This is a genomic window from Streptomyces sp. NPDC000134 (genome assembly GCF_042899225.1).
Classification (GTDB): Bacteria; Actinomycetota; Actinomycetes; order Streptomycetales; family Streptomycetaceae; genus Streptomyces.
In genome coordinates this window covers 242,638-266,095 of record NZ_JBIAZN010000011.1, presented here as the reverse complement: position 1 = coordinate 266,095, position 23,458 = coordinate 242,638, and the positions used below count along the sequence as shown (strand labels likewise).

General features: G+C 71.1%; 21 protein-coding genes. 4 read left to right on the top strand and 17 right to left on the bottom strand.

The window, feature by feature from the left end; translation table 11 throughout:
* Positions 1-10 precede the first annotated feature (10 nt).
* Genes ACFY32_RS18930 through ACFY32_RS18920 form a run of 3 tightly spaced genes read right to left on the bottom strand, consistent with a single transcriptional unit; the run spans position 11 to position 3,069 of the window.
* Positions 11-817, bottom strand: coding sequence for a carbohydrate ABC transporter permease (locus ACFY32_RS18930; RefSeq protein ID WP_359201034.1), 807 nt, complete (start codon positions 815-817; stop codon positions 11-13).
* Between the two features lies 1 nt (position 818).
* Positions 819-1,775, bottom strand: coding sequence for a sugar ABC transporter permease (locus ACFY32_RS18925; protein WP_359201032.1), 957 nt, complete (start codon positions 1,773-1,775; stop codon positions 819-821).
* Positions 1,768-3,069: an ABC transporter substrate-binding protein gene (locus ACFY32_RS18920; RefSeq protein WP_390674767.1), complete on the bottom strand. Its 1,302-nt coding sequence runs from the start codon at positions 3,067-3,069 to the stop codon at positions 1,768-1,770. The genes ACFY32_RS18925 and ACFY32_RS18920 overlap by 8 nt, the downstream gene beginning before the upstream one ends.
* A 136-nt stretch (positions 3,070-3,205) precedes the next feature.
* Between ACFY32_RS18920 and ACFY32_RS18915 the strand changes: the two genes are divergently transcribed.
* From ACFY32_RS18915 to ACFY32_RS18905, 3 genes are all read left to right on the top strand, one after another.
* Positions 3,206-4,354, top strand: coding sequence for an ROK family protein (locus ACFY32_RS18915; RefSeq protein ID WP_390674766.1), 1,149 nt, complete (start codon positions 3,206-3,208; stop codon positions 4,352-4,354).
* 104 nt (positions 4,355-4,458) lie between these two features.
* The gene (locus ACFY32_RS18910; protein WP_390674765.1) at positions 4,459-5,739 is read left to right on the top strand and encodes a family 16 glycosylhydrolase; all 1,281 of its coding nucleotides are present in this window, start codon (positions 4,459-4,461) and stop codon (positions 5,737-5,739) included.
* A gap of 103 nt (positions 5,740-5,842) precedes the next feature.
* A complete protein-coding gene (locus tag ACFY32_RS18905; protein WP_390674764.1) occupies positions 5,843-6,508 on the top strand; it encodes a hypothetical protein in 666 nt (221 codons plus the stop codon).
* Positions 6,509-6,901: 393 nt separating this feature from the next.
* On the opposite strand, the gene ACFY32_RS18900 is transcribed toward ACFY32_RS18905, so the two are convergent.
* The 6 genes from ACFY32_RS18900 to ACFY32_RS18875 form a co-directional block, all read right to left on the bottom strand.
* Positions 6,902-8,599 carry a subtype B tannase gene (locus ACFY32_RS18900; RefSeq protein WP_390674763.1) on the bottom strand — a complete coding sequence of 566 codons (1,698 nt, stop codon included), beginning with the start codon at positions 8,597-8,599 and terminating at the stop codon, positions 6,902-6,904.
* A 730-nt stretch (positions 8,600-9,329) separates the two neighbouring features.
* Entirely contained in the window at positions 9,330-10,400 is a 1,071-nt protein-coding gene (locus tag ACFY32_RS18895; protein WP_390674762.1) for an Ldh family oxidoreductase, read from the bottom strand.
* A gap of 19 nt (positions 10,401-10,419) precedes the next feature.
* Positions 10,420-12,129, bottom strand: a complete 1,710-nt coding sequence (locus ACFY32_RS18890; RefSeq protein ID WP_359201018.1) for a thiamine pyrophosphate-dependent enzyme — start codon at positions 12,127-12,129, stop codon at positions 10,420-10,422.
* Positions 12,130-12,142: 13 nt separating this feature from the next.
* The gene (locus ACFY32_RS18885) at positions 12,143-13,003 is read right to left on the bottom strand and encodes an amidohydrolase family protein (RefSeq protein ID WP_359201016.1); all 861 of its coding nucleotides are present in this window, start codon (positions 13,001-13,003) and stop codon (positions 12,143-12,145) included.
* A gap of 139 nt (positions 13,004-13,142) precedes the next feature.
* Complete coding sequence (gene lhgO, locus ACFY32_RS18880) at positions 13,143-14,369, bottom strand: L-2-hydroxyglutarate oxidase (protein WP_390674761.1); 1,227 nt, start codon at positions 14,367-14,369, stop codon at positions 13,143-13,145.
* 36 nt (positions 14,370-14,405) lie between these two features.
* Entirely contained in the window at positions 14,406-15,854 is a 1,449-nt protein-coding gene (locus ACFY32_RS18875) for an aldehyde dehydrogenase family protein (RefSeq protein ID WP_359201011.1), read from the bottom strand.
* Between the two features lie 241 nt (positions 15,855-16,095).
* Here ACFY32_RS18875 and ACFY32_RS18870 point away from each other — a divergent pair, with 241 nt between their 5' ends.
* Entirely contained in the window at positions 16,096-16,383 is a 288-nt protein-coding gene (locus ACFY32_RS18870) for an antibiotic biosynthesis monooxygenase (RefSeq protein WP_359201009.1), read from the top strand.
* A gap of 51 nt (positions 16,384-16,434) precedes the next feature.
* Here the strand turns inward: ACFY32_RS18870 and ACFY32_RS18865 are convergent, their stop codons facing one another.
* From ACFY32_RS18865 to ACFY32_RS18830, 8 genes are all read right to left on the bottom strand, one after another.
* A complete protein-coding gene (locus tag ACFY32_RS18865) occupies positions 16,435-17,439 on the bottom strand; it encodes a methionine synthase II (cobalamin-independent)-like protein (RefSeq protein WP_390674760.1) in 1,005 nt (334 codons plus the stop codon).
* A 2-nt stretch (positions 17,440-17,441) separates the two neighbouring features.
* Positions 17,442-17,912: a heme-binding protein gene (locus ACFY32_RS18860; protein WP_359201005.1), complete on the bottom strand. Its 471-nt coding sequence runs from the start codon at positions 17,910-17,912 to the stop codon at positions 17,442-17,444.
* Entirely contained in the window at positions 17,909-18,694 is a 786-nt protein-coding gene (locus ACFY32_RS18855) for an alpha/beta hydrolase (protein WP_359201003.1), read from the bottom strand. The genes ACFY32_RS18860 and ACFY32_RS18855 overlap by 4 nt, the downstream gene beginning before the upstream one ends.
* A 33-nt stretch (positions 18,695-18,727) precedes the next feature.
* Complete coding sequence (locus ACFY32_RS18850) at positions 18,728-19,099, bottom strand: VOC family protein (protein WP_390674759.1); 372 nt, start codon at positions 19,097-19,099, stop codon at positions 18,728-18,730.
* Positions 19,096-19,878, bottom strand: a complete 783-nt coding sequence (locus tag ACFY32_RS18845; protein WP_359200999.1) for a fumarylacetoacetate hydrolase family protein — start codon at positions 19,876-19,878, stop codon at positions 19,096-19,098. The genes ACFY32_RS18850 and ACFY32_RS18845 overlap by 4 nt, the downstream gene beginning before the upstream one ends.
* Positions 19,875-21,323, bottom strand: coding sequence for an NAD-dependent succinate-semialdehyde dehydrogenase (locus ACFY32_RS18840; protein WP_359200997.1), 1,449 nt, complete (start codon positions 21,321-21,323; stop codon positions 19,875-19,877). The genes ACFY32_RS18845 and ACFY32_RS18840 overlap by 4 nt, the downstream gene beginning before the upstream one ends.
* A gap of 42 nt (positions 21,324-21,365) precedes the next feature.
* A complete protein-coding gene (locus ACFY32_RS18835) occupies positions 21,366-22,283 on the bottom strand; it encodes a VOC family protein (RefSeq protein ID WP_359200995.1) in 918 nt (305 codons plus the stop codon).
* A gap of 120 nt (positions 22,284-22,403) precedes the next feature.
* Positions 22,404-23,315 carry a LysR family transcriptional regulator gene (locus tag ACFY32_RS18830; protein WP_359200993.1) on the bottom strand — a complete coding sequence of 304 codons (912 nt, stop codon included), beginning with the start codon at positions 23,313-23,315 and terminating at the stop codon, positions 22,404-22,406.
* Positions 23,316-23,458 lie beyond the last annotated feature (143 nt).

Here is a 23,458-nt window from a genome sequence, read left to right as displayed (position 1 = left end):
AGTGTCCCCCTTATTTGACGGCACCCTGGAGGATGCCCTTGATGAAGTGGCGCTGGAAGAAGAGGTAGAGCAGGACGATCGGGGAGATCACGATGAGCGTGCCGGCGGACAGCAGCGGGATGTTCTTGCCGAACTGCTGCACGAACTTGCCGAGCCCGGAAGGGGCGGTCCGCATCATCGGGTCCTGGATGAGCACCAGAGCCAGCAGGAACTGATTCCACGCCCACATGAAGTAGAGGAGGCCGAGCGTGGTGAGGGCGGGGCCGGCGGTGGGGAGCAGCACCTTGGTCAGCGCGCGCCAGCTTCCGGCGCCGTCCACGGAGGCGGCCTCGCTGATCTCCTGCGGCAGCGACTCGAAGTGGGTCCGCATCCAGAAGACGCCGAAGGGCATGAACAGGCCGATCAACGGCAGGATCACGGCCCAGTAGCTGTTCAGCAGGCCGACGTCGCGCAGGTCGTAGTAGAGCGGGATGACGATGGCCTCGTAGGGCAGCGCCATGCCCAGCATCAGCAGCGCGAACAGCGGCCCCTTCAGGGTCAGGCGCATGGTCGCCAGCCCGTATCCGGCGAGGGTGGCGAGCACCAGGGCGATCGGGACGACGCCGAGGGCGATGATCGCGCTGGACTTCAGGAGTGAGCCGAAGCCGGCCGTGGTCCAGGCGGTGGCGAAGTTCCCCCACTGCGGGTCGTCGGGCCACCCCAAGCCGGGCGAGAGGTCGGTCTGGGGCCGGAGGGCGGCGCTGAACAGGGCGAGGAAGGGGAAGAGGACGGAGGCCGCGGCCAGGAGCAGGGCGAGACGGGGCAGGTGCTTGGTCATTTCATCGCTCCCGGGTGAGCCGGTTCAGCACGTACATGGCCGCGCAGGTGAGAACGGACAGCACGGTGGCGAGCGCGCAGGCGGTGCCGACGCGGCCGGCGGTGAAGACGAGTTCGTAGACCTGGACACCGGGGACCATGGTCGAATAACCGGGACCGCCGCCCGTCATCACGTACACGACGTCGAACCCGGCCAGTGCGGCGATGACGGTGACGGTGCAGGCGACGCCGATCTCGTCGCGCAGCCCCGGAACGGTGATGTGCCGGAATCTGTGCAGCGGGCCGGCGCCGTCGAGTTCGGCGGCCTCGTACAGCGAGGGGTCGATCTTGCCGATGCCGGAGAGCAGCAGCAGGAAGCACAAGCCGGTGGAGACCCAGGTGCCGATCAGGCCCACGGACGGCAGGGCCCAGGTGAAGTCGCCGAGCCAGGCGCGGGCCAGCGAGCCGAGTCCGACGGCGCGCAGCAGTTCGTTGAGCGGCCCGTCCTCGCTGTAGATCCACTTCCACACGACACCGACGGCGACCAGCGGCAGGACCTGGGGCAGGAAGACGACGGTGCGGATGATCGGCATGGCCCGCCACGGTGTGGCGGCGACCAGGGCGGCCAGGACCAGACCCAGGGCGATGGGGATCACCGTGTAGAAGAGGATGAAGACGAACGCGTGCAGCAGGGCGCTGCGCAGTGCGGGTTCGGCGAACACGTCGGCGTAGTTGTCCAGGCCCACCCAGGTGGCGACCCCGACGCCGTTCCACTCCCAGAAGGAGATCCACACGCTGTGCAGCCATGGCGCGATGACGAACGCGAGGTAGAAGAGCAGGGCGGGTGCGACGTAGAGAAGGGGCACGAGCCGGTGGAGGCGGGCGCGGCCGGCCGGTCGCGACACGGCGGCGGGCGGGGCGGCCGGGCGGCGCGGGGTGGTCGCGTCCGCCCGTCCGTCGTGCACGAACACCTCAGCCATGGGTGGCGGCCCACTCGTCCTGGATCGCCTTCACGAAGGCGTCGGTGTCGGTGCGGCCGGCGATGAGTTCCTGGGTGGCCGCGGTGAGCTTGTCGTTCATGGTGGCGGTGGCGTTGTTGTTGAAGCCGACCAGGCCGTTGTCGTCGTTGACCTTCGTCCATGCGGCGACGATGTCCGTCATCACCGTGCCGCCCTCGGGTTCGGCGGCGGTGATGTCGGCGGGCATGAAACCGGCCTTGAACTGCTCGGCGGACGCCTGCGCGGAGTGGAGGAAGTCGAGGAACGCGGCGGCGGCGTCCGGGTGCTTGCTCCTGGCGGAGACCGCGTAGGCGACGGAGGTGCCGATGGCCGTGGCCTTGTCGCCGGGGAAGCCGAAGAACCCGGCGTCCTTGCCGAGCCTGTCGCCGATCTTCGCCGCGTCCCAGTTGCCGTCGACGAAGAACACGCCCTCGCCCTTGGCGAACTTGTCCACCGCCTCTTGCAGTTCGGTGCCGTTGGCGCTCCCCGGCAGGTAGCCCTTCTTCGCCCACTGGGCGAGCTTGTCGACGCCGGTCCGGTTGCCCGGGGTGTCGAAGGTGCTGCCCTTGCGGCCGAAGGTCCACTTGGCCGCGGTGTCGGCGCCGTCCTTCGACTGACCGATGAGCTGCACCGTCAAGGAGGCGTGGCCCAGGGAGTTACCGAGCTGGAGCGGCACCTCGCCGGCCTTCTTGGCCTTGTCGAGGGCGGCCTCGAACCCGGCCAGGGTCGACGGGGGTTCGGTGATGCCCAGTTCGGCGGCCTTGGCCTTGTTGTAGTAGACGCCGACCAGGGAGAACCCGGCGGGCGCCGCGTACAGGTCGCCCTCGCCGAGCGTGGTGCCGTCGGGGGCGACCCGCCACTGGTCGAGCTGGCTGCTCGGGTAGCTCTTCTCCCAGCCGTACGCCTTCGCGTATGGCGACAGGTCGCGGACCAGCTTGTCCTTGACGGTGGTACCGACCGAGTTGAGCAGCGCGATGTCCGGGGCCTGGTCGGAGGCGAGCGCGAGGTTCAGGCTCTTGTTGTAGTCGTCGTAGTTGGTGTCCTGGTACTTGATGCGCACCTGCGGGTGCTCGGCCTCGAACGCCTCGATGATGGCCTTGACCGCGGCGCCGGACTCGGGGGTGGACACCAGCGACAGGGTGACCTTCTCGTCCGGCACGCCGGTTCTCACCGGGCCGGAGGGCTCCACCGCGGTGTCGTTGCCCGCGCCGGGGGCGCAGGCCGCCGCGGTGAGCACGACGAAGACTGCCCCGGCCAGGACGTTTCTGATCTTCACGAGTGGGGTTCTTCCTAGAAAAGGCGGCGGCGCCATGTGACAGGATGACGAGTCGGGACAGTAGCCAGATCTCGCTAGTTATAAAAGAAACATTCTTTCGAAGTGGCGCAGGTCACAACAGCGCCCAGGGGGAGCGATGAACGACATCAGGGTTCTGCCGGGTGGCGACCAGAGCGCGCTGCGGCATCTGAACACCAGCAGGCTCCTGCGCATCCTCTACGACGGCGGCCCGCTGACCGTCAACGCGCTCGCCCGGGTCACCGGACTGTCCCGGCCGACCGTGCGGGGCATCGTCACCGCCCTGCTGGACACGGGGCTGCTCGCGCCGGCCGGCCAGGCGGCGGCGCGCACCGGAGGGCGCCCGGCCCAGCGCTACGCCTTCGACCACAGCGCGGGGGTACTGGCAGGGGTTCGGTTCGACACCGAGGGCGTCTGGGTCCGGCTGACCGACCTGAGCGGCGAGCCGGTGGCCCGCGGCCACCGGCCCCTGCCCGCCGATGCCGGCCCCACGGAGCGCCTCGACGCCGCCGCGGCCGTGGTCGGCGAGCGGGTCGCGGAACGGAAGGTCCCGCTGTGGGCGCTGACCGCGGGCACACCGGGGATCATCGACTCCTCCGGCGTCGTACGGGTGAGCGCGGCCATCCCGGGATGGGCCGGTGTGCGGCTCGGACAGGAGCTGAGCACGCGCCTCGGCTGTCCGGTGACGACCGTTAAGGACACCAACCTGGCGGCCCTGGCGGAGCACCGCATCGGCGCGGCGCGCGGCACGTCCGACCTGCTGTACGTACAGATGGACCGGCGGCTCGGCGTGGGCGTCCTGGTCGGCGGCCTGCCGTTCACCGGACAGAGCGGGGCGGCCGGCGAGATCGGCCGCCATCCGGGACTCGGCTGGGAGGAGGCGCCGACCCGTCTCGCCGCGGCATCCAGTTCGCGGCCCGACCCGCACGACGAGGCCGGGACACTGACCCTGACCCGCGCGCTGCACGGCGACCCCGACGCACAGGCCGCGGCGAGCGCGTACGCACGGACCCTCGCGGACGGCATCGGAGCGATGGTGCTGGCCGTCGACCCCCGGCTGATCGTCCTGGGCGGCGGTCTGGCCGCCCAGGGGACCGCCCTCCTCGAACCGATCGAGCGCCGACTGGAGGAGATCTGTTACGAGGTGCCCCCTGTCGCACTGACCGCCCTGACCGAGGACGCGGTGACCGTCGGCGCCGTCGAGGCCGCCCGGGACCTCGTGAGAGAGCGCATGCCCGCCATGACGGAACAGCTCATGAGCGACTGATCCGACCGCCCGAACGGTTGACACGACGAGCACGTGCGGGCACATTGCGGAGGACTTAACGAAGGAAAGTTTCCTTCGTTAGTTCCTCTCATGAAGGAGACATGGTGAGTCAGCGTCCTCTCCGCGCCGCCCTCGCCGGTGTACTGACCGCCGGGCTCTGTCTGCTCGGTTCGGCGACCGGTGCGCAGACCGCGCAGGCGGCCGACTTCCCCGGCAATCCCACGACCAAGGAGGGCTACACCCTCGACTTCCAGGAGGAGTTCGACGGCACCACGCTCGACACGAACAAGTGGCTGCCGTACTACCTCCCCCACTGGACATCCACCCGGGAGAACGCCAAGGCCCGTTACACGCTCTCGAACGGCGTGCTGACCGAGCGCCTCGACCCCGACACCCCCGCCTGGAACTCCAAGTACGACGGCACGGTCAAGATCTCGAGCATCCAGACGTACAACAAGGACTGGTGGCACCGGTTCAACTCGGCGATGCCGAACGACCACCACGAGCCGGACTTCAACGGGTACAGCACCCAGTACGGCTACTTCGAGACCCGGGCCCGCATGTCGAACGTCGGCGGCGGCGGCCACCAGGCCCTCTGGCTGGTCGGCACCCGGGACACCACCAGCACCTCGGCCAACTCCGAGATCGACTTCATCGAGACGTTCTTCAGCAAGCCCGACACCTGGCGCATCGCCGCGTACGGCTGGGGCGATCCTGAGTTCCTGGGGTCCTGGTCGCTGTCGGAGAGCCCGGTGCCGAGCGGGCAGCCGACGCAGGAGTACCACGTCTACGGCATGGAGTGGACCCCGACCGAGCTGAAGTTCTACTACGACAACCAGCTCTACAAGACCATCAACGACGCGCCGAACATGCCGATGGGCATGATCCTCGGCCTCTACACCGACGCCGGCTCCGGACAGCACAACGACGTCTGGCCGAAGACGTGGAGCGTCGACTACCTGCGCGTGTGGAAGAAGAACGGCGGCTACCCCACCTCCTACGAACGCTTCAAGAACCGCCAGACCGGCCAGTACATGCACATCCAGAGCCGGACCGGGAACGTGCAGTACGGCAGCGTCCCCTCCACGGACCTCACCTCCCAATGGGCCCGTGAGGCCTACGACGGCCGCTACCGCTACAAGAACCGCGCGACCGGCGAGTACATGCACACGGAAGGCGCGACCGGCAACGTCCAGTACGGGGCTGTGCCCACGACGTACTGGAGCAGCCAGTGGGCCGAGGAGACCGTCGACGGCCGCATCCGGTTCCGCAACCGCCAGACGGGCCAGTACATGCACACCGAGAACTCCACCGGGCTCGTACAGTACGGTGCCGTGCCCAGCACGTACTGGAGCAGCCAGTGGACCCGCGAACCGGCGTCCTGAGTATTCCCCGACCGCTCCGGCGCGCCCCGGCCTTCCCGGCCTTCCCGGCCTTCCCGGCAGGGGCGCGTCCCCGGCCCCCAGTCCCAGGAGTCCTTCGTCCGCCATGCGCCTGCCCCGCACCGTCGCCCTCGCCTCTCTGCCGGCCACCCTGGTCCTGCTGCTCACTGGCTGCGACTCCGCACCCCCGGCGAAGCAAACCCCCGCCGCCCGAGCCGCCTCCTCCCCCGCCCCGGACAGCGGACCGCCGACGGGGGCGGCCGCAACGTCCCTGTGGTCCCTCATCGACAGCGGCGGGAAAACGATCAGGACACTGCCCGACGACGATCCGGATGTCACCGCCGTACGCAAGGCGGTCGCGCTGCACTCCGCCGTCACCGACAACCGGGACTTCCGCTCGGTCACCGCAAGCGTGCGCAACGAGTTCGGCTTCTACACCCCCGCCTTCGCGGAACGGCTCGGAGCTGAGGACTACGCCTCCCGCTCGACGGCCTTCTTCGTCACGAACAAGCTGGCCACCCGGCAGAAGAACACCGCCTGGTACCGGTCGACCGTGTACCGGGACCGGACCACCGCCAAGGTCGAGATGGACACCGTCATCGAGTTCACCGCAGGCGACCCCGGATACCTCAAGAAGGGCGGGTTCACCACGAACGTGCCCTACACCCAGCACCGCAGTGTCGACCTGGTCAAAGAGAAGGGGCGATGGATGATCACCGGAATCGAGAAGTCCCCCCTGTCGAAACCGGCCGAACGGCCTGCGGGACCATGAGGGGAAGCAGACGCCGGCCGTCCGCCCCGAAGGGGCCAGGTCACTTCGCCGACGGCTCTGGTACGACGATGCCCGCATCGGATGCCACCCGATGCTCTGGACCAGTCATGACGAGGCTCCGCCGGACTCCCGGCGGAGCCCCGTCATCACACAGCGCTGCCACAAGCCCTGTCACGCGGCTGTCACCGACTACGTCGACTCCCCCGGCTCCGGACCGGCTTGACGTACCACTTCTCCGTCGTCTTCACGTGAGACAGGACGCCCGAGCATCGTACAGACGGACCCTGCGAAGGCCGTTCGCGTCCATGGACCTGTGAGCGCGCGCACCCGCGACTGGCGTCCGTTCGGAGCGGCGCCGAGTTCATCCACGAGCACGTAGCCGGTGGCCTGTCATCACTTGTTCCGGGTGGCGAGCGGGTCCCCGGCCGAGCGGACGACCTCGGCGATCCAGGCCATGGCCTCGGGGACGTCGTAGTTGCCGGCGTGCGGCTGGTTCCAGGCGAGCTGGTAGTTCAAGCTCCTGACCTGCGGGTCGGCGGCGAGTGCCCGGTCGAGGTTGACCGAGACGGTGAACGCGGTGTCGCGGTCGCGGGTGCCGTGGCGGACGTACCAGTTCGGTGCGGTGTCGGCGCTGGTGCCGATGAAGTCCATCGGGTCGATCAGGTGGATCTGGTCGTCGACGGTGGTGCTCTTCTTCGCGGTGTACTGCTTCCAGGTCAGCCCGGTGTCGTCGATGCCGCTGCCGTCGCCGGCGACGTCGTTGTGGTTCCAGCCGTACTCGGTGTAGTTCAGGTATTTCCGGGTCGGCGGGCCGAAGAGGTCGGTCTCGGTGCCGCTGGTGGTGTTGCCGTGGACGCCCACCGCGTCGAACGCGGGGGTCGTCTTGAGCTCGGCCTGGGTGGCGACGAAGGCGAGGTACTTCGCCATGTCGACGGAGCGCACCGTGCCGGTGGCGGTGTCGGCGTCGATCCAGTCGTTGACGTACGACTTGGTGGTGGGTGTGGTTCCGGGGGCGCCGGAGGTGATCTCGAAGGTGCCGCCCAGCGGCGGGATGGTGTGGGCGGGGTCGGCCTTCAGGTAGGTCTCGGCGGAGCGGACGACCTCCTTCTCGATGGTGTCGAGCATGGTGGCGGCGGTGAGCCGGGAGCCGTCGGGGTTGCGCAGCCCGAGGCTCTTCTCGTACGCCGCGAACTGCGCCGCGATCGCGGTGGCGCCCTCGGGCGAGGGGTTCGAGCCGGTGGTGTCGCGGGTGGCGAGGACGTTGTAGAGCCACTCGTAGGCGATGTCGGCGTTGCCGAGGTCGGTGATCGGGCAGTACGCGTTGGCGGCGAAGACGTCGTCACGCAGGGTGCTGCGGCCCCGGACGTCGATGCCGGCGGCTCCGATCGCGGCGAGGTAGGGGGTGTACTCCGCGCTGTTGCCGGAGGCGCCCAGGATCGACACCAGTGCGCCGCCGCCGCTGGTGCCGTTGACGACGATCCGCTCCGCGCTGCCGGGCATCGCGGCGTCGTTGAGGCGCAGGTAGCGCACGGCGGCCTTGGCGTCGACCACCGCCGCGGGGGCCTTGCCGGGGGCCGAGCCGTCGGCGCCGACCAGTCCGCGGCTGCGGTTGGCGACGTCGACGAAGACGTAACCCGCCTTCAGGGCGGCGCCGGCGGTGCTCGTCGAGCTGCTGTAGGAGGTGCCGGCGGTGACGCTCGCCCGTATATGACTGGCCTTCCAGCCGCTGTTGTTGACCGCGAAGTAGATCGGCGTCCGCTGGTCGCCGAAGGCGCTCTCGGGGACGAACACGTTCATGCTCTGGTAGCCGCAGGCGGTGTCGGGGACCGTGGTGGTGCCGCCGCTCGGGCCGCCGGGCTGCTGAGCCGCCGCGGCGACCGGATCGGCCACGTAGCAGATCTCCTTGTACCAGCGCACGTTCATCGGCCGGCCGTCCACCGTGACGGTGATCGTCGTGTACGCGGCGGAGTCGAAGTCCAGCGCGGCGTCCTGGGGGTCCGCCGCATGGACGCGGCCGGTGGTGGGAGCCGCCGCCGCGACGGAGGTCGGCACCGCGGCCACCGCGAGCGCGAGGGAACCCGCGAGCGCCATGCCTCTCAGGAGGCGGCCGCGGGCCGCGGGGCGGCCTGCCCGCGCACCGGCCGGATGAGTCGACGCGTCACGTCCGAAAGACGCAGAGTGCCTCTGCATGGGTCTCCCCTCGTCGAGCACCAAGTGCTTCACCGATGCCTTGAGGTCAAGGCGAGACGCACGGTATAGGATTGTCAACAATATGCCTAGCAATAACGCAGACATTCTCTGGGCTTCCGGCAGACCATGAGCCGGCATCCGGCATCGGCCACGGGGCCGGTCGACGGGACGGCCGCCCAGGACGGCTTCTTCCGCGTCGGTCACGCCGGCGACGGCCGGCAGGGCGGAGCCAGGGCACATACCGGCGGTGTCCAGGGCCGCGCGGACCCGCACGTCCCCGGCGTGCCCCGGACCGGGCCGCCGCCGTTCCCCTGCGCCGGCCGACCGCGCCGCGCCCGGGGGCTCGGCGCGGAAGGGCGCGTGTGAGTCCTGCTCACGGGGCGGCCTTCGAACCGTCCCCCGGCGGTCGGCCTCCCCGTCACAGCCGCGAGCCCCGGCGCTCGCCGCGCAGCAACCACGCCAGGTAGGCCCTGGTCGACAAGTCCGGCGCCACCGCGACCGAGGACACCGTCACCCGTCTCCGGCTCGCGCGCTGACGCCGCCGTTCACCGGTGCCCGTCACCTCCCGCCGTCTCCCGGCGGCGGGAGGTGACGGGCACCGTCGCGGACCCGACGGCGCTCGTCGCCCGGACTACCCGGCGCCGGGCGGTGTGACGCCCAGTCTCCCGGCGCGGTCCGTGAGGTCGCGCCAGACCTTCGGTGCCACCGGCACCCCGTGCTCGCCCCGCTCCGCCGCCACGGCCGCGCTGCGCTCGCCGGGGTAGTACACCCCGTCGGCGCCGTCCGCCACGGGCAGTCCTTTGAGGGTGCCCAGGGTGGCGTCCACGGCCGCGGTGAAGGCGGCCGGGTCACCGAAGGCGGCCGGGTCGACGGCGATGAGCAGGGCGTTCTGGCGGTGCTCGCGGCCGGCCGGATCGTCGGAGTGGAACGCCGAGAAGATCGGCGCGCCGACCAGGACGCTGGTGAGCAGTTCGAAGGCCAGGGACATGCCGGAGCCCTTGGCGCCGCCCAGGGGCAGCGGCATGACCGCCTTCTCCGGGTCGGCGGTGGGGGTGCCGTCCTCGGTGGCGGCGGCGCCGGGCGGCAAGGGCGTGCCGTTGGACCTGGCCTGGCGGATCTTGCCGAGGGCGATGGTGGCCGTCGCCATGTCCAGCAGCAGCGGGGCGTGGTCGGCGGCGGGGACGGCGATGGCCAGGGGGCTGGTGGCCACGGCCGCGCCCTTGGCGCCGGTGTAGGCCATGTTGGGCATGCCGGCGACGAAGCCGAGCCCGACCAGACCCTGTTCGGCGATCTTGGAGACGTAGTAGCCGATGGCGCCGGTGTGGACGGTGCGGCATACGCCGACCGAGGCGATGCCGTTCACCCGGGCGCGCTCGACGGCCTCCTCGGCGGCGATGCTGAGGGCGACCGGGCCGGGGGCGCGGTCGGCGTCGAGGACGGCGGTGGCCGACGTGGCCGAGTCGATCCTCAGGTCGGGCCGGGCGTTGGCCACGCCCTTGGCGAGCAGGTCCAGATAGGCGGGGACGCGGGCGAGGCCGTGCGATTCGACGCCGCGCCGGGCCGCCCAGACGAACACGTCGGCGGTGGTGCGGGCGTGCTCGGGGCTCAGGCCGCCCTTCTCCAGGAGGGCGGTGGCGAAGGCACGCAGGTCCTCGGCGGGGACGCGGACCTTGCCCGGCGTGGGGCTCGGAGTGTCGGTCATGGGGCGGGAGTCTCCTGGGTCAGCGGGTGACGAGGACGTCGACGACGGCGGTGGTGCCGTCCGCCACGGCCTTCAGCGCGCGCTCCAGGGCGGGCGCGAGGGCGTCGGTGGTGTCGACGGTCTCGGTGTGCATGCCGAACGGTTCGGCGAAGGCCGCGAGCCGGGGCAGGCGGCGCAGGTCGGTGCCGAGCCACTCCCCGGTCCCGGCCGCCGCGCCCTCGGGGTAGAAGCGGCGGTGGTTGAGGTTCATCGACTTGTAGACGCGGTTGTTGAAGACCACGATCAGCACCGGCAGGTCATAGCTCCTGGCCGCGTCGTACGACGGGATCACCGGGTTGTAGGCGAACGCGCCGTCGCCGACGGTGAGCACCACCGGGCGTCCGGGCGCGGCGAGCCTGACGCCGAGCGCGACCGCGATGCCCTGGCCGAGACCGCCCTGGACGTAGAAGTACGAGTCGGGTCCGGAGGTCTTGAGGTGGCGCTTGACGATGCGGCTGTGGGTGATCGTCTCGTCGACGACGATGCCGTCCCGGCCGGCCAGCAGGCGGCGCAGGGTGGCGGCGACAAGGACGGGGTCCACTCCTTCGGACCGCTCGGCCTTCGCCTCGGCGGCGGCGATCGCCCCCTGTTCGGCGGCGTGGCGTTCTGCCTGTGCCGCGCGCCGTACGGCCACCGCCTCCTCGTCCAGGTCCTCGGCCCGCTTGGCGAGCTGCCGCAGTGTGTGGGCGACGTTGCCCTCCAGGTAGACGTCCGCGAAGAGCACCTGGTAGACGATGTGCGGGCGCTGCGGCACCTGGTCGATGACGACGATCTTCGCCTTCGACGGTCTGCGGCTCGGCGGGTAGAACGGGGCGCGGCAGTTGACCAGGAGGATCAGGTCCGCCTCGTCCATCCACGGCCCGATGTCGCTGCCGGCGTGCAGCGGGTGGGTGCGCGGGAAGTTGCCGCACACCGCCGAGTCGGGCTCCACGACCGGGATGCTCCACGCCTCGGCGAAGGCGGTCAGCGCCTCGAAACCCCCGGCTTCACGGCCGGCGGTCTCGGTGACGATCACGGGGTTCTTCGCCTCGCGGATCATCGTCGCGACCGGGTCGACCTCCTCGGGTGAGGAGTGCGTGGAGCCCGGCGGTACGACGGGCTTGGCCTCGCGGCCGTCCCAGTCCTCCAGCAGGATCTCCAGCGGGATATTGAGGTAGGCGGGGCCCGCCGGGGCCCGCCACGACAGTTCCGCCGCCCGCGTGATCATGGTGGGGAGGGTGGAGACGTCGCCGGCCGCGGTGGCCCACTTGGTGAACGGCTGGGCCACGTGGTGCGGGCCGCCGACGATGGACAGGTTGCGGTACCACTGGCCGCCCGGGTCGGGGCCGGGGCCGTCGCCGTACGTGGTCGACTCCGAGGAGGCGACAACCATCGGTACGCCCGCGAGGAGGGCGCCGTGCACCGCCATCGAGCCCTGGAGCAGGCCGGGGGCGGCGTGCAGGAGTACGCCCTGCGGGCGGCGGGTGAGCAGGCCGTAGCCGGTGGCCATGCCGACCGCCACCGTCTCGTGCGTGAGGTCGAGGTACTTCGGCGCCGTGTCACCGTCGCGGTGCCGCCGGGCCAGGGACTCCCACACCGGGGCCCATTCGGACCCCGAGGAGCAGAACAGGTAGTCGGCGCCGACGGCGTCGAAGGCGGATACGAAGGCATCACCGCCGTCGGCGCCCGGCTTGTTCGCGCTGTCCGTCATCTCGTGTGCTTCCTCAGCCCTCGTACGGCCAGTCGAGGACCTCGGAGATGCCCCGGCCCATGATCCACTCAAGCTCCTCGGGCGTGAAGTCCCAGTGCTTGGTGAACTGCTCGATGGTGTCGGTGTACGTGATGCCGTGCCCGAGCAGGCGCGTGATGTCGGTGCCGTAGAAGCAGCGCCGCGGCCCCATCTTGTCGACCATCTCGCGCACGTACTTCTGGATGTTGCTGTTCGGGAAGGGGTGCGTGGAGTAGCCGGGCAGCGCCGAGACCTTCACGTAGATGTTCGGGTGGACGTGGAGGCCGGCGGTCTCCGACACCCAGTAGCCGATGGCGTCGTCGACGCAGCGGGCCATGATGCCCATGTGGTCGATGATGATGCTCAGGCCCGGGTGCCTGGCGGCGATCTCGCCGAGTTCACGCTTCCAGATCGGGGCGTGGACCATGGTGGGGATGCCGAGTTCCTCGGCGATCGGCCAGTACCAGTCGTTGGTGCCGTCGATCATCCAGTTGCGGTCCTGCGGCCGGTGGAAGGTGAGGCGGGTGCCCTTGATGTGCGGGTTCTGGGCGAAGTCCTTCAGCATCGCGGTGCCCTCGGCCTCGTCGTCCTGCGGGACGCGGGCCATGATGCCGAAGCGGTCCGGGTGGGCCTCGCACGCCTCCAGGGCGTAGTCGATACGGTTGCCCTCCCAGGACGGCGGGAGGATCAGCGCCCGGTTCACGCCGGCCTCGTCCATGAGCTCCAGGGCCTCTTCGTAGGAGAAGGGGTCCTCACGGTGGCCGTTGAGGCGGATGCGCTCCCGGGCGCCCGGGACCCAGGGGCGGTCCGGGGTCTCTTCCTTCCAGATGTGGATCTGGGTGTCGACGACGAACATGGCGTGACTCGCTTTCTCCGAGGGGTGGTGGGCTGCTGCGGAAGGAACGCTAGGCGGGCCGCGGGGCCCTGCCGAGAGCCCGGGATGCAAGCTGTTGTTGCGCGGAACAGCGCGGTACGCGGGGGACTTTCAGGTGGCGTCACGCGTCGCCGAAAACGGCGTCGACGATGTGCTCGGCGATCGCCATGGAGGCCGTGGCGGCCGGCGAGGGAGCATTGCGCACGGCGGTGAGCCGGCCGACCTGGTGGATGCGGAAGTCGTCCACCAGGGTGCCGTCCCGGTCCAGGGCCTGGGCGCGGACCCCGGCTCCGCCGCGCACCACGTCCCGGGCGCCGACACCCGGGACGTAGCGGGCGGCGTCACGCATGAAGGCCCGGGTGGACAGCGAGCCCCGGTACTCCTTGACGCCGGTGCGCCAGTGCCGGGCCGCCATCCTCCAGGAACCCGGGTAGGCGGCGAGGCCGAGCAGGTCCTTCGGGGAGACCTCGGTGAGCTTGTAGCCCTCCCTGGCCAGGGCCAGGACCGCGTTGGGACCCACCTCGACCGTGCCGTCGACGCGCGGGGTGAAGTGCACGCCGAGAAACGGGTAACGCGGGTCCGGCACCGGGTAGATCAGGCCGCGCACGAGGTGGGTGCGGTCCGGCTTGAGCAGCATGTACTCACCGCGGAACGGGACGATCCTGGGCTCCCGCGTGTCCTGGGCCAGCCTCGCGACCGAGTCGGACTGGAGGCCGGCGCACAGGATCAGCCGGTTCACCTTCACCCTCCCCTGTCCTTCGGCCGGGGGCTCTGCGGGCCGGCCGGAGGCGACCTCGATGCCGCCGGGCACGCCGGTGATGCCGGTGACGGGGAAACCGAGCCTCACCTCGCCGCCGGAGTCGGCGATGTCCTTGGCGAACGCCCGTGCGATCGCCGGATAGTCGGTGATCGCGGTGCGCGGGGAGTGCAGGGCGGCGATGCCGCCGGCATGGGGCTCCAGCTCCTTGATCTCGTCCTTGGAGACCCTGCGCAGATCGGGCACGTGGTTGTTCTTCGCCCGCTCGTACAGGTTCTCCATGCGGCCCAGCTCTTCCTGCCGGACCGCCATCACGAGCTTGCCGGTCTCCCGGTAGGGCAGTCCGCGGTCCTGGCAGTACTCGCGCAGCAGTGCCACCCCGCGTACGGTCAGGTTCGCCTTGAGGCTGCCGGGGGTGTAGTAGAGGCCGGCGTGGACCACGCCCGAGTTGTGGCCGGTCTGGTGGAGCGAGACCTGCTGCTCCTTCTCGAACACCACGACGCGGGTGCCGGGGCGCCTGAGCGCGATCTCACGGCCCGTGGCCAGGCCCACGATGCCGGCGCCGACGATGCCGATCGTCTCGTCAGCCATCGGCATCCTCCTTTCGAATGAGGTGCTCACGCGTGCTCACACGCCGAAGTGGACGGCGACCGTCTTGACGCGGGTGGAGAAACGCAGGACCTCTTCGCCCTGCTCCTTGTAGCCGGTGCCGGAGTCGTGGAAGCCGCCGAAGGGCAGGTGCACGTCCCAGCCGGGCGTGGGATGGTTGACCGCGACCTGGCCGCACTCGGCCTCGTCCACGAAGCGGTAGGCGGTGCCGATGTCGCGGGTGAAGACGGCCGCGGCCAGGCCGTACACGGAGTCGTTGACGGCCTCGACGGCCTGGGTGAAGTCCTCGACGGCGCGGACGGCGAGGACCGGGCCGAACACCTCGTCCCGCCAGACGGCCATCTCGGGAGTGGCATCGCCGAGCACGGTCGGCTGCACGTAGCAGCCGTGCGCGCGCTCGCCCTCGGTGTCGGCGCCGCCCCCGGTGAGGACCACCGCGCCCTCCTCGACCGCCTTGGCCAGGTCGGTGAGGACGCTGTCGCGCTGCCCGGGGCCGGCGAGCGGGCACAGTGTGGTGGCCGGGTCGCCGCCCGGACCGGCTTTGAGCTTCTGGACCTCGGCGACCAGCAGCTCGGTGAACTCCTCGTACACCGGCCGTTCCACGACGACCCGGCTGGTGGCGGTGCAGCGCTGCCCGGCCTGGCCGAAGGCGGCGGCGACGACGGTCTTCGCCGCGGCCGGCAGGTCGGCGTCCTTCAGGACGACGGAGGCGTTCTTGCCGCCCAGCTCGCCCTGGAAGCGGACGTTGCGGCCGGCGAGGCGACGGCGGATGAGGTTGCCGACCTCGTTGGACCCGGTGAAGGTGACGGCGACGATCCGCGGGTCGTCCAGCAGCGCCTCCTCGATCTCCCGGGTGCGGCCGGTCACCACGTTGAGCACACCGGCCGGCAGGCCCGCGTCGTGCAGGGCACGGGCGAAGTGCAGCCCGGACACCGGGGTGTCGGTGGCCGGCTTGAACACCGCCGCGTTGCCGGTCGCGAGCAGCGGGGCGAGCTTGCGGGCCGGGGTGATCAGCGGGTCGTTCCAGGGGCTGATGACCAGGATGACGCCGATGGGCTCGCGCTGGGTGTGCGTTCGGGTGTCGGGGCGGGCGTCGTGCAGGAGGGTGCCGTAGCCCTGGCGGGCCAGTCCGGCGTAGTAGTCGAGGAAGTCGGCGGCCTTGGCGGTCTCACCGCGGGCCTCGGCCAGTGTCTTGCCGTTCTCGGCGGTGACGTCGGCGGCGATCGCGTCCAGCCGTTCGCGGATCAGCCGGGCCGCGCCGGTGAGGACGCGGGCCCGCTCGAAGGGGCTGGTGCGCCTCCAGCGGGCGAAGCCCCGCTCGGCGTGGTCGTAGGCCCGGGTCACGTCCTTGGCGGACAGGGCCGGGACACGGGCGACGGGGGCGCGGACGTCGGCCGGGTCGTGGACGTCGATCCACTCACCGGTCGTCACCCACTCTCCGCCCAGGAGCGTTTCCAGAGTGCGCATCAGATCACTTCCTTCGCCGACCGCGGTGCGGGCGACCGCGGTTCCAACGGGTCGGCCGTGCGGGCCGGATGCGACGACACACCATGCCGGGGTGGCTTCACCAGCCCCGTGGCGGCAGGCATTGGTTGCGTCGCGCGCTGGTCGGGCGGGGCTCGATCCGTGCTGGAATCGGCCGGCCGGACGGTGCGCGCCACGCCGCCGGGAGCCGAGTGAGACGCGCGGAAGAGAATGAGGGAAGAACATGGCCTACGCAGTCGTCGCCCACTACCGCTGCGCGCCCGAGCATGCGGGCGTGGTGCGTGAAGCCCTGCTGAAGGCGCGGCAGGCGACCCGCGCCGAACCGGCGAACCTGATGTACGAGGTGCACTCCGTGGCCGGCGAGCCCGGCGGCTTCCTGCTGTACGAGCGCTACGACGACGTCACCGGGTTCGAGGCGCACAAGGCGGCCCCGCACTTCGCGGAGCAGATCGTCGAGACCGTGTGGCCACTGCTGACGGACCGGTCGGTGGTCTTCGCCGACGTGCTGTGAGAGCGGGGCGGCCGGTCCGTGCAGCAGGTGCTTCCCGGACCGGCCGCCGTCTCAGAACTCGTTGCCCCAGCAGTACCGGGCGACGGTCTCGACCAGCACCAGCTTCCCGCGCTGGGCCTCGGCGTCCAGCAGCGGCCGGGCCGCGACGTCCGCGAAGCCCCGGGAGGGCGCGACGGCCCCGTCCTCCAGGTCGGCGAACGCCTCCAGCGGGTCGATGCGGGACATCACCGTGTCGACGTCCTCCAGTTCCGGGGTGGTCGCGTCGACCACGCCCAGGCAGAAGTCGCGCCCCTCGGGCAGTGCCCGGACGAGGTCCGTCTCGGCCTGGGTGCCCTGGTCGAACGGGAGCACCCAGCGGTCGGCCGGGATCGCGGCGTACATGCGCTCGGCGCGGGCCCGGTCCACCGCGTCCGGCGCGGCCCAGCCGGGCGCCACGCCGATGCGCACGCCCTCGGGGCGCTCGTCGAGCCGTACCGCCGCCGCGTCCACCGCGAGCGCGTCCTCGAAGGACAGCGCGCCGGGGCCGGCCGGGTCGGTGGCGATCTGGTCCAGCAGGAGGGGGTTGTCGAGCTGGATCAGACGGACGCCCCGGGAGACGAGCAGGGCGATCTCCGTCCGGATGATGTCCGCGAGGGCCTCGCCGAGTTCCCGGGCGGATGAGATGCCGAGGCCGGGTCGGTACGTGGTGGCCGCGAGGTACGCCGGGGACGGCAGGGACGCCTTGGGGGCGATGACCGTCAGCTCGGTGAGCCGGGCGGCCCGGTCGGCGACCAGGGGGCCGTCGGCCTTCGGCAGCGACTCGGCGACCCAGCGGACCAGGCCGCCGGGGCCCGTCTCGCCGGTGCGGCGGAAGCCGGAGACGCCGTCGAGGACGGCGCTGCGGAAGTCCTCGCGGGGGAAGTCCCCGTCGGTGACGACGGTGCAGCGCAGCTTGCGCTGGTAGGTGACGGCCTCGCGTACCGCGTCCGCCACGGATCGCGGGTCGTCGCGCACGAGGCCGGCGGGGCGGACCAGGCTGCCGTGGTGGTCGATGCGGTAGTTGAACGTGTCCGCCATGATCAGCCCTCCTTCGCGGCCGGCTCGCCGGCGACGCCCCAGGCGTCGAACCGGAGCTCGTAGCCGAGAGCGGCGAGGACCTCGTCGGCGATGGCCTGGTCCTCCTCGGCGGTGCCGCCGGCGACGCCGAGGCCGCCGATGATCTCGCCGTCCTTCTTGAGGGTGACGCTGCCCTCGGTGGCGAGGATGGGCATGGCCGCGCCGGGCAACTGCGAGAGCTGGGAGAAGAAGACCGGCTGGCTCTCCTGCCACTTCTTCAGCATCGTGCCGGGGCGCTGCATCACGGCGGCGGTGTACGCCTTGGCGCGGGCGATGTCGGGGGTGAGCGGGCGGGCGCCGTCGGAACGGCGGACGGCGACGACGAAGCCGCCGGCGTCGACGACGGCGACGCTCACCGCCTTGCCGATCTCCTCGGCCCGCTTCCGGGCGGCTTCGATGATCTCCTCGGCGGCGGCGAGGGTGACGTTGCTCATGCGGCTTCCTTCGGGGCGGTCAGGGTGCGGCGCAGGCGGGCGATGGCCGCGTTGTACGGCTCGGGCGTCTCCCAGTACATGGAGTGCGGGGCGCCGGGGACGATCTCCAGGTGCGAGCCGGGCAGCAGCTCGTGGGCGCGGGTGACGGTCTTGACGCCGAGGACGGCGTCCTTCTCGCCGGCCAGGAAGGCGACCTTGAGGCCGGACGCCCGGATCTCGCCCAGGGTGGGGCCGTCGGTGTCGAGGTTGCGCAGGTCCTGCATCCTGGCCGCGTTGAACGTGCCCATCTGCTGGAACAGGAAGGTGAGGTCGGCGCGCTCGGTCTGGAACGGCCTGGTCAGCAGGCGGTCGATGACCGGCAGCTTGACGGCCTCGGCGCGGTCGGCGGCGGCCAGTTCCCTCAGCTCGGGGTGGTCGATGCCGCCCAGGGAGTGGCCGAGGACGACGCAGGAGGCCCGCTCGGGCCGCAGCAGGCCGGCGCGCAGCGCGGCGACGGAGCCGATGGACTGGCCGACCAGCATGACGTCGGTGAGGTCCTCCTGGTCGAGGACGGCGACGACGTCCCCGGGGAAGTCCTGGCCGTCGAACTCCGGCATGGAGCTGTCGGACTTGCCGAAGCCGCGCAGGTCGACCGTGACGACGGTGAACTCCTCGCGCAGCGCGGCGACCTGCTGCCACCAGGCGGCGTGGTGGCCGCCGCTGCCGTGCACGAACAGGATCGCCGGGCCGCTGCCGTGGCGCTCGTAGTAGACGGAAATGCCGTCGGAGTCGGCGAAGGGCATGGGAATGAACTCCTGAAGTCCGGTGCTCGGGGCTCAGTTGCGCCGCTCGGCGTGGTGGACCAGCTCGATCATGGTGTGGTCGGGGTCGTGGATGTAGCAGAACCTGGACCGGTTCTCGGGGCGCTCGATCGGGCGGGTGTGCCGGATGCCCAGCTCTTCGAGGTGGGCGAGGAAGCCGTCCCAGTCGTCGACCTCGACGGCGAAGTGGTAGGGCGCCATGCGTTCCATCTCCTCGACCGGCGTGAAGTGCAGGTCGAAGTTCCCGCGGGTCATCAGGACCACGCGCGTGTTGGACTTGGGCATGATCCGCTTCATCCCGAAGACCTTGGTGTACCACTCGGCGGTCCGGTCGGGGTCGGTGGTGGGGAAGTTGACGTGGTGGATGTAGCGGGGAGCCGCGCTCATGACTGATTGCCTCGTTCCTCTTCGAGTCGTACGGGGTTGGAGAGCACACCGATGCCGCCGATCTCGACGTCCACGGTGTCGCCGGGTTCGAGCTGACAGGTCGACTCGGCGCCCATCCACAGCACGTCACCGGGGCGCATGGTGACGTACCGGGTGAGGGCGACGATGTGGTCGAAGGGGTCGAAGACCATGTCGCCGGTGGCGAACTCGGCGCGTACCTCGCCGTTGACGCGGAGGGTGGTGGTCTGCGCGAGGGCGTCGACGTCGGTCTCGATCCAGGGGCCCATGGGCTTGAAGGTGTCGCTGTTCTTGCTGCGCCAGAAGGTGCGGTCCTGGTCCTGCCAGGTGCGGGCGCTGACGTCGTTGCCGATGGTCCAGCCGAAGACGCCCTCGCGGGCCTCGGCACGGGTGGCGTGCCGCAGGGTGCGGCCGATGACGGCGACGAGTTCGGGCTCGGCTTCGAAGCGGCCGGTGACCTCGGCCGGTCTGACGATCGGCGAGAGGTGGCCGGTGAGGGCGTTGTTGGCGCGGTAGCCGACCTCGGGGCGCTCGGGGGTGTCGCCACCGGCGTGGGCGATGTGCCGGGGGTAGTTCAGGCCGACGGCGTAGAAGACGGGCGGGACGACCGGCGGCAGCCAGTGCGCGCCCTCGCGCGGCACGGTGCCGATGACGTGGGTGTCGGCCTCTTGCAGGGGGGAGCCGGACAGCAGCTCGACGTTCCGCTGCCCCACGCGGCCCCACACCGGGTGCCCGCCGACCGAGACACGCGCGTACCTCATGGCACCAGCAGGTGGGAGACGCGCTTGGTGATCAGGTAGGCGTCCAGGGCCTCGGGGCCGCCTTCACGGCCGTAACCGCTGTCCTTGACACCGCCGGAGGGGGCCTCGTGGACCGAGCCGCCGCAGTGGTTGAGGGAGAGGATGCCGGCCTCCAGCTCGTCCGCGAGCCTCTCGGCGGTGGCGGCGGAGCCGGTGAAGCCGTAGGCGGCCAGCCCGTAGGGCAGCGCGTTGGCGATCGCGAGTGCCTCGTCGAGCTCGTGGAAGGCGGCGACCGGCGCCAGCGGGCCGAACGGCTCCTCGTGCATCAGCTCCGCGTCCTCCGGTACGTCGGTGAGGACGGTGGGCGCGAAGAAGTAGCCGGGGCGGTCCAGCCGTTCGCCGCCGGTGAGGACCTTGGCACCGCGGGCGACGGCGTCGGCGGTGAAGCGCTCCATCGCGTCCAGGCGACGCCCGTTGGCGAGCGGGCCCATGGTGGTGCCCTCGGACAGCCCGTCGCCGACGACGACCGCCTCGGCGGCCTCGGCGAACGCGGCGGTGAACTCCTCGGCGATGGAGGCGTGGACGAGGAAGCGGCTGGGCGAGGTGCAGACCTGGCCGGCGTTGGCCCACTTGGCCTGCGCGGCCCTGCGGGCGGCCGTCACGGGGTCGGCGTCGGCGCAGACGATCACCGGGGCATGGCCGCCCAGCTCCATCAGGGAGGGCTTCATGACTTCGCCGGCCCGAGCGGCGAGCAGTCTGCCGACCGGGACGGACCCGGTGAAGGCGACCAGGCGGGTGACCGGGGAGGAGATCAGGTGCGCGGAGACCTCGGCAGGCTCGCCGAAGACGAGGTTGAGAACGCCGGGCGGCAGGCCCGCGTCGGCGTAGCAGCGCACCAGTTCCATCGCGGCGGCCGGAGTCTCCTCGGACGCCTTGACGACGATCGAGCAGCCCGCGGCGAGCGCCGAGGAGATCTTCCGGTTGGGGCCGCCGACGGGGAAGTTCCACGGGACGAAGGCGGCGACCGGGCCGATGGGCTCGCGCCGGACGGTCAGCACGGTGCCGGGGGCGGAGGGGATGATGCGGCCGTAGGCGCGGCGGGCGTCGTCGGCGTGCCAGCGCAGGGTCTCGGCGGTGCGGCGTGCCTCGCCGGTGGACTCCTTCAGCGGTTTGCCCTGTTCCCGGGTGGCGACGCGTCCGATCAGGGCGGCGCGCTCGGCGATCAGGTCGGCGGCGGTGTGCAGGACGCGGGTGCGCTCGGCTATGGGCGTCGCGCGCCAGACCGCGAAGCCCACGGCGGCGGCGTCGAGCGCGCGGTCCAGGTCGGCGGTGGTGGCCAGGGGTACTTCTCCGATCACCTCCTCGGTGGCCGGGTTCACGATGGGAGCGGTGCGTCCGGTGCCGCCCTGGCACCACTCGCCCGCGATGTACATGCGGACGGCGGGGTGGCCGTGGTCGGTGGTCATGGGTGGGTGCCCTCTCAGGCCGGCGGGGTGGTGGTCCGGGAGTCAGGAGGCGGGGGCGTCCTGGTCGCGGTTGGTGCGCAGGGCCCAGATGTGGTGGGGCGGGGTGGTCCCGTGCACGCGGGTCTCGTAGGTCTCGTCGACCCGGTCCATGTCGGCGGCGTACTCGACCCGGCCGCCGCAGGGCGCGTGCAGGAAGCGGAAGACGTTGGAGCCGATGGTGTGCCGGCCCAGCCTGCGGGCCTCGCGCCAGCCGCGCTCGATCATGTGGTTGCCGCCCTCGACCACGTCGTCGAAGCCGGGGACCTCGTAGGCGATGTGGTTCACCCCGGTCCGGTCGGGGCGGTGGCACAGCAGCATGGTGTGCTGGTCGTCGTCACCGGGGGCCTGCATGAAGACGCCCATGGGCTCCACCACGTCGGTCGGGCGGAAGCCGAGGAGACCGGTGTGGAAGGCGACGGCCTCGTCCTTGCCCTCCTTGGCGATGTTGAGGGCGACGTGGCACATGCGCAGGGGGCGGACGCGGGTGATCGGCTCCAGCGCCTCGTTCCACCGGTTCACGCTGCCGGGGGTGTTGGTCCGGCGGGGCTCGACGGCCGCCTTCTTCGGCCGGGCGAGGGTGAGCCCCACGCCGAAGCCGCTGCGGTCGACGGTGTGGTGGACGCCGTCGGCGCTCGTGCGCAGGGGGCGGTCGCGGCCGACGGCGGCGACCAGGCGGTCCAGTTCCTCCTGGGTGTCCACGCCCCAGACCACCTCGCGCAGGGTGGGGCCGTCCTCCACGGGGGGCGGCAGCAGCGGGCCGGGGTCGGTGTCGAGATGGAGGGTCTGTCCGGTGAGCGTCTCGAACACCGCGTGTTCGCCGGTCCGCTCCACCAGCAGCAGGCCGAAGTCGTCGAAGAACCGGACGCATGCGTCGAGGTCGTCGATGCCGTAGGTGACCGATTCGATTCGCTGGATTCCCATGGATTCCTCGTTTCCGTCTCGCCTGGTGAGCGTAGGTTTGCGGGCGCGGGGGGCTCAATGGGCCGAGGACCTCGGGGTGCGCAATCGTTTCTTGCGCTTTCTCACGGCCCCGGCCGGCTGTTACGACCGGACCGTGGGAATGGGGTTCTGCGAGAACCACTCGGCGAGGAATTCCAGGAACACGCTCACTTTGCGCGGGGTGTCCTGCCCGGGGCCGTAGATCGCGTACAGGGGACGGTCGGGCACCGCCAGCTCCGGCAGCAGTTCCCGCAGGGCGCCGGAGGCGAGGTCGTCGCAGACCGGTCGCTGGGGCAGCAGGGCGATGCCGCGGCCGTGCACCGCCGCCTTCTGGAGGGCGATGTAGGAGTTCGACGAGAAGACGATGCTGCGGATCTTGTGCAGGGTGCTCGCGTGGCCGTGGCCGATCCGCCAGACCGGGTCGTTGACGTGCACCAGGCAGTCGTGGGCGGCCAGGTCATTGGGGTGGGTAAGGCAGCCGTGCCGCTCGATGTACTCGTCCGAGGCGCAGAGCACGAAGGGCAGTGAGGAGATCTTCTTCAGCCGGACGCTGGAGTCCCGCAGATCGCGGGTGTGGAAGGCGACGTCGAAACCGCTGTCGAGGAAATCGTAGGTGCGGTCCGACATCCCGCCGAGTTCGAAGCGTATGTGGATTTTGGGATGGGCGGCGGAGAAGGCGGCGATGGCGTCGCCGAGGTCGAGGCTGCCGATCCATTTGGGGCAGATGATGCTGAGAGTGCCTTCGGCGCGGTCGTGGAGCCGGGCGATGCCGGCGTCCTCGGCCTCGATCTCGTCCAGGATGCGGGCGGCGAACACCGCGTAGCGCTGTCCCGGTTCGGTCAGGCTCAACGAGCGGGCGGTGCGGTTCACGAGGCGGACGCCTACCTGCCGTTCCAGCTCGGCGACGTGCCGGGAGACCAGGGAGCCCGAGGACCCCAGCTTCTTGGCGGCCCCGCTGAAACTGCCGACCTGCGCGACGGTGACGAAACTGTGCATGAGGAGCAAGCGGTCCATATGTCCCTCCGAAGGCCGATCCCCGCCCGGCCGGCGCCGGGTGAGGAGCAAGGGCCCACCGCCGGTCACGGACGTGCCCCGGCAGTGACTGTGCGGGGACGCGCGGGTGGCGCGGTGGGATGTGCGGCTCGGACGCGGTGAGA